This window comes from Mucilaginibacter sp. 21P (genome assembly GCF_019331605.1).
Lineage (GTDB): Bacteria > Bacteroidota > Bacteroidia > Sphingobacteriales > Sphingobacteriaceae > Mucilaginibacter > Mucilaginibacter achroorhodeus.
The window spans coordinates 2,753,066-2,767,245 of sequence record NZ_CP063061.1 but is presented as its reverse complement, the minus strand read 5'-3'; the positions used below and the strand labels follow the sequence as shown (position 1 = coordinate 2,767,245).

General features: G+C 43.9%; 10 protein-coding genes. All 10 read right to left on the bottom strand.

Annotated features, from left to right (window positions below):
- Nucleotides 1–56: 56 nt before the first annotated feature.
- The 10 genes from INP83_RS12400 to INP83_RS12355 all read right to left on the bottom strand — a co-directional run bounded on the left by INP83_RS12400 (nt 57) and on the right by INP83_RS12355 (nt 14,157).
- Nucleotides 57–1,673: an amino acid adenylation domain-containing protein gene (locus tag INP83_RS12400; RefSeq protein ID WP_219124388.1), complete on the bottom strand. Its 1,617-nt coding sequence runs from the start codon at nt 1,671–1,673 to the stop codon at nt 57–59.
- 10 nt (nt 1,674–1,683) lie between these two features.
- Nucleotides 1,684–2,859 carry an acyl-CoA dehydrogenase family protein gene (locus tag INP83_RS12395; RefSeq protein WP_219124387.1) on the bottom strand — a complete coding sequence of 392 codons (1,176 nt, stop codon included), beginning with the start codon at nt 2,857–2,859 and terminating at the stop codon, nt 1,684–1,686.
- Nucleotides 2,852–3,118, bottom strand: a complete 267-nt coding sequence (locus tag INP83_RS12390) for an acyl carrier protein (RefSeq protein WP_219124385.1) — start codon at nt 3,116–3,118, stop codon at nt 2,852–2,854. Before INP83_RS12390 ends, INP83_RS12395 begins: the two co-directional genes overlap by 8 nt.
- Before the next feature lie 20 nt (nt 3,119–3,138).
- Nucleotides 3,139–4,005 (bottom strand): 3-hydroxyacyl-CoA dehydrogenase family protein, encoded by an 867-nt coding sequence (locus INP83_RS12385; RefSeq protein WP_219124383.1) that lies wholly within the window; start codon nt 4,003–4,005, stop codon nt 3,139–3,141.
- Nucleotides 4,006–4,044: 39 nt separating this feature from the next.
- Complete coding sequence (locus tag INP83_RS12380) at nt 4,045–5,424, bottom strand: glycosyltransferase (protein ID WP_219124381.1); 1,380 nt, start codon at nt 5,422–5,424, stop codon at nt 4,045–4,047.
- A 27-nt stretch (nt 5,425–5,451) separates the two neighbouring features.
- Nucleotides 5,452–6,354: a glycosyltransferase family 9 protein gene (locus tag INP83_RS12375; protein WP_219124379.1), complete on the bottom strand. Its 903-nt coding sequence runs from the start codon at nt 6,352–6,354 to the stop codon at nt 5,452–5,454.
- A complete protein-coding gene (locus INP83_RS12370; protein ID WP_219124377.1) occupies nt 6,354–6,557 on the bottom strand; it encodes a hypothetical protein in 204 nt (67 codons plus the stop codon). Before INP83_RS12370 ends, INP83_RS12375 begins: the two co-directional genes overlap by 1 nt.
- A 38-nt stretch (nt 6,558–6,595) precedes the next feature.
- Nucleotides 6,596–8,218, bottom strand: coding sequence for an MBL fold metallo-hydrolase (locus tag INP83_RS12365; protein WP_219124375.1), 1,623 nt, complete (start codon nt 8,216–8,218; stop codon nt 6,596–6,598).
- A 44-nt stretch (nt 8,219–8,262) separates the two neighbouring features.
- A complete protein-coding gene (locus tag INP83_RS12360) occupies nt 8,263–13,338 on the bottom strand; it encodes a non-ribosomal peptide synthetase (protein WP_219124374.1) in 5,076 nt (1,691 codons plus the stop codon).
- Nucleotides 13,339–13,410: 72 nt separating this feature from the next.
- On the bottom strand, nt 13,411–14,157 hold the full coding sequence (locus tag INP83_RS12355) for a class I SAM-dependent methyltransferase (RefSeq protein WP_219124371.1): 747 nt from the start codon (nt 14,155–14,157) through the stop codon (nt 13,411–13,413).
- Between the last annotated feature and the right edge of the window lie 23 nt (nt 14,158–14,180).

The following is a 14,180-nucleotide window of genomic DNA, read 5'->3' as shown; positions in this document are numbered from 1 at the left end:
AGATATGCAGGCAGTTTTCCTGCTTCAATTGTCAATACTGATGCCTCGGGATAAATCTACAAGGTTGCTACCAACGGATCGGGCAAGGCCTTACGATCTATTTTGCCGTTAACGCTCAGCGGAAAAGCATCTACCCTGATAAAACAACTCGGAACCATATATTCGGGGAGACATTTTTTCATAAAGGCCTTCAGTTCAACCTGTTCGATATCGATGCTTGCTACGTAGTAAGCAGCAATTATAATTACACTTTCTGAATAACGCCAAACGTGCAACAGGCTTTCTTTAACCAACGGATGTTTAATTAATACAGCCTCAATTTCGCCAAGCTCAATCCTTAGCCCGCGTATTTTAACCTGGTGATCCATCCGGCCGATGAAATTGATATTGCCATCCGGCCCCCAACTGGCCAAATCTCCACTTTTGTAAAGCTTGCCGGCTCCGTGAAAAATGTCGTCAATAAACTTTTCAGCGGTTAGTTCCACACGGTTTAGATAGCCCCTGGCTACACCTGTTCCGGCAATTAGCAACTGGCCTTCATCATTTGCGCCAATCAGTTCGTTCTGCCCGTCAACAATGTAGATACGGGTATTGCTGATGGGTTTGCCGATGGTGACGCTCCTCAGATTATCACCTTCAGTACATTCGTGATGAGTTACATCCACAGTGGCCTCGGTTGGCCCGTAAAGGTTAATAAGCCGTTTACCATTCATTGAATTAAGCTCCTTGTAAAAACCTTCCACATGTGCCGGCAATAGTGCCTCACCACTGGTGAAAATCAACCTGAGTGAAGATAGCGCTGCAATGGTATCCTTTCCGCGGATATAGTCGATAAAAACTCCGAGCATCGACGGAACAAAATGCATCACGCTTATTTTTTTGTCATTAACTGTATTAATAATGGCTATCGGATTTTTCTCACCATTTGGCATCAGTAAGCAAACTGCCGCACCGGTTAGCATCCACCAAAACAACTCCCAAACAGAGACGTCAAAGTTATAGGGCGTTTTTTGCAGGATAATATCATCAGCGGTTAAGGGATAAGCCTGCTGCATCCAGGTTAAGCGGTTCACCAGCGACCTGTGTTCGATCATTACCCCTTTGGGCATCCCGGTTGATCCTGAAGTATAGATAACATAAAGCAAATCTGTGCTTTTGTTTACAATAGGCAGATTACCTACCAGCATGCCGTCATCGGCGGCAAAATCGTCGAGATAGATTATTAAACCGTCGAAGTCAAGTTTTCCTGCAAATTTCCTTTGCATAAGCAGCACTGGCAAGGCGCTGTCTTGGATAATGATGTTCAGCCTTTCGGACGGATCATTGGGCGAAAGCGGCAGATAAGCACCTCCGGCTTTAATTATTCCTAATATGCCAAACATCATTTCTAAGGAGCGTTCGCAAACAATCCCCACGATTGTTTCAGGTTTGATACCTGCTACATGTAATCGCAAGGCTAGCTTGTTTGCCTTGTTGTTAAGCTCTTGATAAGTTACAACCTCATCGCCAAAAAAAACAGCCTTATTATCAGGCGTTAAGGTTACCTGCCGTTCAAAAAGCTTCTGAATAGTGACATGTTCATCAAAAGACTGCTGTGTGTTATTCCATTCGTCAAGCACTGTTTTTCTAAATCCGGCCGCAGAACTATGCATTTCATTTACAGGCTTTTTCATACAAAAGGTATCAATATGCATATTCAAGCCCTGCTTTTTTCGCAGCGGGCTGATAGCTGGTTATATAGTGTGTACCCAGTACATTTTGCAATACCTGGCTGGTGCCTTCGATGATTTCCATGATCTTGGCATCACGGTAAAATCTGCCGGTTGAGGATGAAGCCTCATGACAGCCATAAGCGCCGCCTATCTGAATAGCGTTTGCAGCGGCCTTCATAGCATTTTGTGATGCTACATACTTGGCGCCAATAGTTGTTTCAGCGGCGTTACACATCCGGTTATCCTCGGCTTTTGCCGCTTCAAGGCACCATAGCATGCTGGTATCATAGTCAAGCCCCATTTGCACGATAATAGACCGGATGGACGAATAATTATTAAGTGCGGTTCCTGAAACAACTCGACTGCCCGCGCGCTTTACACTTGCCTCAAGGCAGGCCCTGATTAACCCGGCCGATGAAAATGCCGTGCTTAAGCGCCCGCAATGCAAACCAACCGGAGCCACATGGCTAAGTCCGTAACCGGCCCTGCCAATTACGTTTTCAACCGGGATCTCCACATTTTCAAAATCAAGTTGCGCTAAATGGCAGGCCCTGAAACCCATCATATCTTTGATAGGTGTAATGGTTACCCCGGGCATATCCCTCTCAACAATACAGGCTACAGGCTTATTATTCAATTTGCCAAACACCAAAATAACGTCAGCAGTGGCGGCGAATGTTATCCACCTTTTAGTACCATTTAGCACTAAATGACTGCTACGGTCTTCAAGGTTAACGGTGATGGATTGTAGATCGCTGCCGGTTTCAGGCTCGGTAAGTGCGAAGGCCGCAATGATATCGCCCTGGGCCATGGGTTCAAGCCAGCTCCTGTGCTGGGCTTCGGTACCCCAGCGCAGTATACTGCTACCTACCATATTCTGTACTGTAAAAAGCACGGTTAATGACGAGCTGCCAAAACCGAACGCTTCATTCAGTAAACCATAGCTTAGATTATCCCAACCCTGTCCGCCGTATTTTGGTAGCACAATAGCACCAAAATAACCTTCGGCGGCAATTTTTCGGATGATGTCTGCCGGCATGTGCTGGTTCCGGTCCCATTCGTCGGCAAAGGGCTCAACATGAGTTGAAACGAACCGTTTGAAATTTTCGTAACGTTCCTGGTGAACAAATGAAAGTGACTCAAACATTGCCTGAAGTTTTGACCTGTAAAAAATCGAAAACAGCGTTAACCGATTTGAAATTTTCTATATCGAGATCGTCAACGGTTACAGTGATATTGAAGTTTTTTTCTACGAATGTCACCAGTTGTATAGAAAAGAGCGAATTTACGATACCTGAGTCGAACAAATCCTGATCGTCGCTGATACTGGCCGAGCCGATGTTTTTCTTAATAAACTCCCTGATCCGCGCTTTGGCAGGGGGATTTTCAATCCTTAAATCTTCCATAATGATATAATTGATGATTGTTACATTGCTGAATATTCATAAAAGCCGCGGCCCGATTTTCTGCCCAGATTGCCAGCCTGAACCATTTTGCGGAGCAAAGGGCAGCACCTGAATTTTGAATCCTGGTAGCTTTCGTAAAGTACGTCGATAGAATGCATCACGGTATCTAAACCAATCAGATCGGCAGTTTCCAAGGGGCCCATAGTATGTCCGTAGCACTTTTTAAAAATAGCATCAACCTGCTGCGGCTGCGCCACCTGGTCCTGAACTACGTATATCGCTTCGTTCATAAACAGGTGTGAAATACGATTTGATACAAATCCAGGCAGATCATTCACAACGATGGATTGTTTACCCAACTGGTTTAACAGTGCTTCGAGTGTTTGCAACGTACCATCCGAGGTGTGGAAGCCTTTAATAACCTCAACGGTCTTTTTCAGGTATACCGGGTTCATAAAATGTACGCCAACAAGCCTCGAAGGATCTTTGAGTAAACTGCCGGCCTGGGTGATGGCAGTGCACGAGGTATTCATCCCGAAACAAACATCGGGAGAGCAAACGGCATCTAAATCTCGGTATACTTGCTGTTTGATGCTCCATACTTCTGACACATTTTCAATAATGAAGTCGCAATCGGCAACTATACGGATATCAGTTGTAAACAAAATTTTATCGAATACATCATCAGTGGTAACCTCGATATTGCGTTTTAGCAGCATGGGGGCAAAACGCAGCGCTTTGATAATTTCGGCACGCGCTTTAGATAGTAAATCATCCGAAACATCGATCAAAACGGTTTCGATGCCGTGCAGCAGGAGATCAGTGGTAACGCTGATACCCATAGTACCAGCTCCAATAACACCCACCCGAGTAAATTGTGAACGCATAACTAAAGTTTTAAGTTGATTTTGATTAAAAGCCTGGTACTACGCTATAGCCAGTTCTGCTGCGAGGTAGTTTTCTATTACACTAACCGCCTTACTTACATCGCCGTAGGAAGCATACGTTTCACGCATCCTGTTAACACGCTGTTTATAAACGTCTCCGGCAAGTATTTTATCTACTTTTTCGAGCAATCCTTCGCGTGTTTCTTTGCGAATATCACCCCGGATACCCATTCCGTGAAAAACAACGCGGGCCGCGTTGCCTGGCTGATCAACCTGTTTACTTAAAGGATAAACAATCATCGGCACACCCGATAGGATACATTCATTTATGGAATTAATGCCACCGTGGGTAATCATAACGCTGGCATGTTCAAGAATATCTATTTGCGGCACAAATTGGAACAACTTAACATTTTCAGGCACCCGCTTAAACACCGAGGGCTTGATATCTGAACCTACTGCTATATAAACCTCATAATCCGGGCGACTTTTAAATGCATCGATCACCATGCTGAAAAATTCTTCGGGCTTGCTGTACCAGTTAAGATTAAGCGTACCAAGCGAACAATATATAAGCGGCCGTGCATTTCGCTCCTCTGAATAGGAGAGCTCTTTTTCGAGCAACACCTCCAGATATCGTTCGTCGTACAATACATCGCGGCGGTTCATTTCAACCATCGGGCCAACGTAATGCTGATTTAATTTCCTCTGGCGCTTAAAATCAAATTCAGTTGCGCTTAATATTAATTCCGGGATATCGGTTAAGCCGGGATGGAATGATCGTTTGAAATTGATAGCCTTTTCAGGATAGCCTGTTGCATTAATAACAGCGTGCACCATGCTATTTTTATCTAAACCGGCAAAAGTAACCTGGTAAACGAGGTTGAAAAAAGCACGGCGCAGCAAAAGACGCGACCATAATTGCTTAACACGTTTCCGGCTTTTATCGTCATCGCCCGGAATAAAATCCGAGTTAAGCGGGGGCACCAGCGCGTCCTGATCTGTGGCCACATAAGTTTGCAACATAATGGTTTTAACCCCGAAACGACGCAAGCTAATGGCATGTATTACATGAAAAACATCGATAATGAACGCCTCTGGATTAAACTTTTGAATAATGGCTGCTATTTCAGTGCCTTCCATCAGCGCTTTTTTATAACGCTGTAGATTTTTAAAATGATGATAAAAGTTTTTAACGCGGTTTACCAATCCCTTTTTGCCAGTTTTTTCAAAACTGTTGAAGAATTCTCCATAAATGGTTTCAAACTGGTATCCCTGACTTTCAACTTCTTTTTGCCGTTTCTTGCTGTCGCCGATGTATATAATACGATGGCCGGCGTTGCGTAGGGCATTGGCAATTTTATACGAGGCGTTATAGTGGCTGATTGAATCGGCAATGGCGAATACGATTGTGCTCATACTATTCAGGTTTGCGTGAATATTTATTTAAAACTCGTCAGACATTTCCATCGAGAAACTTGCGGCTAGTCCTGTTTTATTCAGCTGCTTTAAAATCGCGCCTTTTACTTCCTGAACTGTTATCTGACGCATACACTCGCCCTTGTAAGGACATCTTGAACCGATGAGCATATCGATACAAGGCGAGCAGGGCAATTCTTTTTGAATATTAATATTACCCTCGTTCCCGAAAACTACCGGCGAAGACGGACCAAACAACACAACCGACGGGGTGCAAACGGATGCTGCCGCATGGGCCAAAAATGAATCGACACCGACGTAGCACAATGAACTTTTTACGATAGCAACCGAATCCCTAAGCGGCAGCCCGGTTAAGTTTACGGCACCTTTTAGCAAGCGCTCATTTTTTTTTCCCAGTTGTATGAAGGTGTAGTTGGGCAGCTTTCCAATCAGTTCTTCCCATTTTTCATAACTCCATTCTTTATAAGTAAAACAAACAGCGTTCGGATTAATTACAATTGGGTTGTTAAAGCCCGATATCGCAATCTTACCTCTAAGCAACTCGCCATCTGTAAGGTACATATTCATCCTTTTATCCTTGAGCACAACGCCAAGCAAATCGCCTATAATTTCAGCGGCCTTCCTGGATTCGTTTTCTGCCGGGTATGAAAAACTATAGTTAAGGCTTTTAATTTTAATGAGGGCAAGCCTGCTGAGCAACCAGTACACCGGTGCGCTTTTAAATGAAGTACCCAAAAGGCTATCGATGTAAGGATTGTTGCGCAAAATCTCAAAATGACGTTTATGCGCAAAAACCCTGATCTTTTTTTCGGGATATTTTTCTTTTAAAGCTTTTAGGGCCGGAGTGGCAAGAAGCGCGTCTCCAAGGCCACCCCAGGTAATAAGATTAATGCTTTTACGCCACATCATTAGGATTGCTTTAAATCGAGTAACCAATAAAACTGATTTTTCGCAAAATTGTACACGCACTCCTCTTTCCAGATAAAATGCAGGTATTTATAATCGCGATCGCTGATCGGTCTTCTCATCTCCTCCTCCTTAAGAGAAGCAAGCAAGCTGAGCTTGTCCGTGATGGCATTCAGCCTTTCCAGAATTGCTTGATTGGGTTTCATAATTTCAATTCCTTTTTCAAATATTGAATTAAAACAATCTATGCAACTTCTTCCGACCATGGCTGCAGCTCATAATTATATAGTAGCTCCTTTTCGCCATAAAGCCTCTCAGATACGATGCTGCGTTTCAGGCACTCTTCAACCAGTTTATTTGAGGCTACGATAGGGTTTGATTCTGGTGTATATTTGATACTGCTTATAAACTCCAGCCACGGCTCCTGCCCCATTGCGTATACGTAAACCTCTTTAGGGTTAAATACATCCACAATGTCCATTCCGCGTTTGTAGTTTGAACCGGCCAGCCTGCGCGAGTTATCTTTATCGCGCGGAAGATCTTCAGACAGCAGCGGGCCGTATAGCCAGGTAAGCGGCGCGCCATCGCACTCCATACCAAGAAAAATAACATCTACATCGCCAATTTCGCGATGCACGTGTTCATAAAGCTGCGGAGATACGTTACATGAATCCGCTACAAACAGGATAGATACTTCGCCTATCCGTACGTGGTGGCAAACTTTTGACTGAATATTCAGATCACTATGTTCGCCAATGAACGGAATACCTGTAATTTCGCAATCATCAAAAACCAAGGGATCCATCTCTTCAATTTCGATAACATTTTTAAAGCCGATATTTTTAAACATCAGGCGCAGGTTAGGGTCCTGTAATGATCCGCTGGTGCTTTTAGGGATAACCAGGTTCTTAATTTTATGACGCAGCGGCAGCAGGGTTTCAAAAAGAATGTGATCCTGATGGTTATGCGTAATGAGCACGTAATCGATAACATCAGGTAAATCCATATCCGAGAAACGGCTTACATCGTGCTGATAACCGTAATAGCTGATCAGCGGATCTATCAGGATGCTGATCTCGCTGGTCTCAACCAGTATACAGGCATGACCAAAATACCTCATTCGCAATTTACCGCCCTGGTATGATCTGTACGCCGGCGGTGCGTTTTCAGTAAATAAGCTATTGAACAATTGTTCCTGCTCTGCATCGATATTAACTAATCCCCTGATGTATTCAAGTGTTTGAGGCGTGCGACGCATGCGGCTTAACTCGTCAATAAACGAATGATTAAACGGTATGGGCAAATGCAAAACATCAGGTTCATTAAGACGAGGGGTGCTTAACACAAACGGGCGCTCATCATTATTGGTAACCCATAGCGATAAGCTTTGCGCCCCAGCTTTGTAATATGTACTTTTATAAAGCAGATGCTCAAAGAACCTAAACGATGGATGATTATTTAAATCATAAACCAATTCGACATAACCTTTTAGTATCTCGGGCACCTTTTCATAAAGCGGTTCGAGCGAATAACCCGAACATGACTTGAGCATTTTTTCAAGTTCATTAACTGCAGACGCAAATTCGATCAGGTCCTGCTGATCCCGGAGCGTGTTTTCTTTTAATGCTTTAACTTCATTAAGTCTTGCAACCGGAATGTCCATAAAAGGGCCACCCAGCAGTTTAGGGTTTTTAACCGCGGCTGCATGCACCATAGGGGCCTGTATATACGAGCCCATAATTTTTAAATGCCTGCCAACTACATTCATAGCAGCCGTAGCCGGCGAGATCAAATGAGGCCAAGCGTACCATCTGGCAAACAAGGGTTCGATAACCACATTAGGTTTTAAATACATCAACTGTTCCATATCAGCAGATTTTAAAAGAGTGTGTAAGTGTAAATTTATAACGATCAGATAATGTAAACTTCTTCTGTGTCGGCAGATACTTCAGCAACCTGGTCTTGCGTTTGTTCGTGTAGCCACTCAGATATGCCAACCTGTAATGCAAGCGTGCGGATGGTAGGGTGGGTGAAGATAGTTTTAAGGGAGAGCCTTAAGCCGAGCTCTTTCGAAATGCGGCTAATGATCCGCGTAGCGTTTAACGAGTGGCCGCCGAGTTCAAAAAAGTCGTCGTCCAAACCAACATTTTCCTGGTTAAGTACCGATGCCCAGATGCTGGCAAGCGCTTTCTCTGTGCTGTTTGATGGCGCCACGTAAGGTTTGGAAACCTGTGCTTTTGTTATAAAACTGTTAGGAAGGGCCTTGGCATCAACCTTTCCGTTAGCCGTAAGCTGGAACGAATCGATAGCATGATAATAAAGCGGTATCATGTACTGAGGCAAACGCTGTTTAAGCGCCAGGCGGATTTCGAGAGCATTTAATGCTACCGATGAAACATGATAGGCGATCATGTTGTCCTCGCCCTCTTCATCCTTGAAAACAGTAACAAAAGCTTCACTGATGTTATCTAATTTAAGCAGTGCTCTCTCAATTTCCTCCAACTCGATACGATGTCCGTGTATTTTTACCTGGCGATCTCTACGACCAGCCAGCTCAAACTCGCCTTTAAAGTTCAGGAAACCCACGTCGCCGCTGGCGTACATCTTGCTGTAATTGTGGTTAAAAGGGTTATCCACAAATTTGGTTACCGTGAGCAGATCGTTTTTGTAATAACCGCGAGCCACACCGGCCCCGGCGATGAAGAGCTCGCCCCTTGCGCCTGGTGGCAATATTTGGCCGTCATCGTTAAGAATGTAGATATCCGTATTGGCAATCGGGGTACCAATGGTTATCCTTTCGTTGGTATTGGTTACCTCTTTAACCGTGCAGCCAACAGTAGTTTCCGTAGGGCCATACTCGTTAAATATCCTAATTTCAGGGTTCAGCATTTGTAATTGCAATGCCTGTTCTACGTGGAAGGCCTCGCCGCCTACAATTACAATACTTACATCGGTGTGCGGCAAATCTAAGTTTTGCAAGACGCTGATATGCGATGGGGTAAGTTTGACGGCATCTACACCCGATCCTGGATTGAAGATAGCCTGCAAAGTGTCGTTTACATCCATTTCACCATCGTAAACCACAATTGTGTCGCCACGCAACAGCGTGGTAAACAAGCTTGTGATCGTTAAATCAAATGACACAGAGGTATTAAAGGCAAAACTGTAACCTCGCTCATTATTAAAATAATACTGGTTTGCCCATTTAATGTAGTTTGTAAAGCTTGAATGCGGTACGGCAACACCTTTTGGGATACCGGTTGAACCTGATGTGTAAATAATGTAAGCTAAAGATTCAATATTTATCTTTCTTACCGGATTGCCCAGGGCCGTAGCTTTCTCTATTTCATCAACATAAACTATGTCATAGCCACTCACGGTATTGGCATAAACGGATAACGAAAGTATCGTTTTGGGCTTCAGGTCGTCAAGCAAAGCGGAAATTTTTTCGACGGGATAATTAATATCTACCGGAACGAATGCAGCGCCAGCCTTGAGCACTGCTAATGCGGATATGATATAATTAAAAGAGCGGTCCTGCAACAGCGCCACAGTATCGCCAACAGCCACTCCCTGCTTATTGATGAGATTATAGGCCAGCGCGTTTGCCTGCTCATTCAACTCAACATAGGTAAGGGAATTTTCAAAATCGCGGGCGGCAATGTTATCAGGTGTCATGCAGACCTGCAATTCAAACAATTCAGCCAGGTTAAAGTTGCCTGCAAACCTGCGGGTTGGTGGGTTCACGGCCATAATGGCGCCGGCCATCTCGATATCTACCACCGGCAGTTGTTTTATAGGTTTATTTACGTTCTGCACTATCTGTTCAAGCAGATTCAGGTAAATTCTGAAAATATTGGTCATGGCCGCTTCAGAATATACATCACGATTATACTCAGCGTTGATACTCAGGTAGTCATCCCATTCGGTGATATTAAAGTTGATATCAAACTTTGTTGTTTCAGGCTTAACATAAAAACTGCCAACCTCAAGTCCGCTCAAATCATTGATAGAGTATCCACCAGCGGTTTTGTTATCGTGCAATACCACCATAGTATCAAAAAGCGGCGAACGTGACATGTCGCGGGTAAGCTGTAGCTGATCTATGAGGTAATCAAACGGATAATTCTGATATTTATAGCCTTCGCTTGTAACACTTTTAACTTTCTGCACCACCTGGTTAAAGCTGTCATTGCCATTAAACTGGGTACGGAACGCAAGCGTGTTTACAAATACCCCAATCTGGTCTTCCAAATCCACGTGTTCCCGGCTTGTAATAGGCGTGCCGATAGTAATATCATCCTGACCGGTTAGTTTGAAATACAACACCTTAAAGGTCGCCAGGAGAGTCATAAACAAAGTGGCTTCGTTTTTATTGCAGAGCTGTCTTAACGGCGTCAATACATCACTTCCAACGCGGCATGAAAAATGCCTTCCGTTGTGCGTTTTAACAGCTGGGCGCAGCAAATCTGAGGGTAAATCCAAGGCCGGGGCGGGGTTGGCAAATTGTTTTAGCCAGTATGCCTGATATTCCGATTGCTTTTTTTCGGCAAGCAGGTTGTTTTGCCATGCGGCATAATCCTTATATTGAATACGAAGCGGTTTCAGCGGGCTCTGCTGCTTTTTAGTGTAAGCCTCGTATAATTGAACAAGCTCTTTCATCCAAACATTTACAGACCAGCCATCACTGATGATGTGGTGCATTGAGAAGATGAACACATAGTCGTTATTAGGCATGTACAGCAAAGTTGTACGGAAGAGCGGGCCGAATTGCAAACTGAACGGTCTTTTAAATTCATCTTCGGCAATTTGTCTTGCCTTCGCTTCCGGATCATTCAGCAAACGCAAATCCTCGCGATTTAACTCATAATCAAAATCGGCTGTTGAAATTACACGTTGTTTTGGTTCATCATCAACCTCTTCAAAAACGGTACGGAATATCTCGTGCCTGTCAACAATGGTTTTCAATGAACTTTCAAGCGCATTAACTTCCAGGTTACCTTTAAATTTATAAGCGTACAGCATATTGTAAGCCAAATGCTGCTCCTCAAAATGACTAAGAATCCAAAGCCTGCGCTGTGCGTGCGATAAATCATAATAGTCCTTTTTGGCCAACGCAGGGATCTCGTTGTAAGGTTTTTCATTGGTTTTTCTTATGATCTCTGCCAGTTGTTTAATGGTAGGGCTCACAAACAAATCCGGAAGCTTAATTAGCACATTAAGCTCTTTATAAATTTTAGAGATAATTTTGATACCTTTTAAAGACGAGCCGCCGATGGTAAAAAACGATTCGTCGCGGCTAACCTGCGGCACTTTAAGCACCCCTTTCCATATCTCCTCCAATTTGCGTTCCACATCGTTTACAGGCGCTTCGTAGCCGTTTTTTACGGTAATAACCGGGGCAGGCAAGGCCTTTCTATCAACCTTGCCACTACTGTTTAGCGGGAATGAATCCATGTGCACGTAGCACGATGGATGCATATATTGCGACAGGTAGTTTGACAAGTAGTTTTTAATACTGGTATCATCGATCTTTTTACCGGTATAGTAGCAGGCCAGCATAGCGTCATCGGCATTTTCGTTGTTTGCTACAACCACGGCTACGGCGCTGATACCTTCATAGGATATTAGAACTTTCTCAACCTCGACAAGTTCTACACGGTTGCCCCTCACCTTAACCTGGTTATCTGTTCGGCCAAGGAAAGCAACATTCATATCGTCCAGATACTTGCCAAGATCGCCGGCATCATAAATAATATCCTCAAAGTCGTTATGCAGCGGATTTTGAATAAAACGTTCGCGTGTAAGCCCTGGGTTATTATAGTAGCCTTTTGTTCTGAAAGGTGTTTTAATGTAGATTCGTCCTGGCTCGCCAACCTGGCAAAGCTTGCCGTCGTTTAAAATGATGATCGCCGTATTTGAGATGGCTTTGCCCAGCGGCACCACAGACGCTGCTTTGATGCTTTGATCTTTAACACGGTAAAACATTTTAGCCAGCGTTGTTTCAGACGGTCCGTAAATATTGACCAGCTCGGCACCGCAACCAGCAGCGTTACGCCAGTTTTCAACATCGCGGCCAAATAAAGGCTCGCCTGCAAGCAGAATATATTTGAGCTCGCCAAGGGCTATATCGGTTTTACCGATAGCCAAAACTTCATCTGTTAATAACCTGAACAAGGTTGGCACACAATGTATTAGCGTAATACCCGATGAAATAAGCCATTTTAACAGCGCAGGTGGTTGAAAACGCGCAGTTTTATCCGGGATGCAAAGCGTACCGCCGGCTAATAACGGCACAAAAATATCGCGGAAGCTAACGTCAAAAGACAAAGGAGCCAATTGGCTGATCTTAACTGCATCGTTAAGATCGAATTCGGTTATTTGCCAGCTTACAAAATGGCTTAGGCCTTTATGGCATCCTTCAATGATTTTGGGTGTACCTGTAGAACCTGATGTGTAAATAATATAGTTGGTTTGGTTGCCGTCGAGTTCGATATTTAAGTCATCTTCCGAAAAATCAAACGCCTCAAGCAATCGGCCCTTTTCGTCATAAACGTTAATCAGCAGTTCCTCGTTCTCATAATTAACAGTAAGCACGCGCTCAATTACAATCTTCAGTTCGGTATCGGCAATCACATTCAGCAGGCTTGTTAACTGCTGCGGATGGGCGATGAGCACCTGCGGAGCTGTATCATTTAGAATGTTCACTAATCTTTTAACCGGAAAATCAGGTTCGAGCGGCATAAAAGCGCCGCCTGCCTTATTTATACCCAATAAACTTGCAACATATTCAATGCTACTATCAAAGTACGCGCCAGCTATTTTTCCTATACTAAAGCCATTTTCAGTTAGAGCATGGCTAATTTTATTGGCCGCCGCATTCAAATCGGTATAGTTAATAGATTGCCCGGGCGATTCAATAGCTATCTTATTTCCAAATCTGGAAGCAATATCTTCAAATCTTGAGTGTACTAATTGCTTGTTCATACCTTATGATGATTAAAAGGACTATTTTGATTTTTCGTAATATGATACCGGTGTGAAAACCGGATAAAGGTTTTAATTTTTGAAAGCGATGGTGCCCGCAAAACGGGCGTCCTGCAGGAAAGTGGTTATGTCTGCAAAGCCGGCTTTGTTAAGATGGAGCAGCTGATGTTCTAGGCTGGCTTCCTTATCACCTTCGGCCAATTTAATTCTCCGGTCGTTGCTGATAATGTTTTCTATTTTTAACTCTTCTAAGTCCAGGTCAATACCAATATCTTCCACCAGCTTGCGCCGGCTATCCATACAGGCCAGGTACTCCAATATTTCAAAGCTTTTGGGGTTAGGGTGCCGAAAAACGTCGTACAGGATAAAAATCCCCCCCGGAGCCAGGTTGTTGTAAATCTGGTGGAACAAATCCCACTTCTCTTTATCGTTCAAGTGGTGGATGGCGATGGATGAAAATATGATATCGAAACCTGTTCCGATGTCGTCCCAGTCAAGGTACTCAAACAGATAGTGCTTAAACGTCGCCCTGGTGCCCGGATCAGTAAATTTCTCGGCTGCTATGTCAAGCATTTCCTTTGAGCCATCCACAAGAACACCTTTTACGTTAGGGTACAATTCATAAAAAACATCGGTAAAGTAGGCGGTTCCGCAACCTAATTCCAGAAATGATCCTGGCGTTTTGTTGTTAAACAACAATACATCATACAAATATTGCCTGTGCAGTTCGCGATTGCCTTTGTCTAATTTGGATTCATCGTCATAGTTAGAAGCACGGGTAGCGTCGTAACCGCTCACGGTGTACTTTTCAGGTTCCATAGGGATATTCAAACGTTTACTAT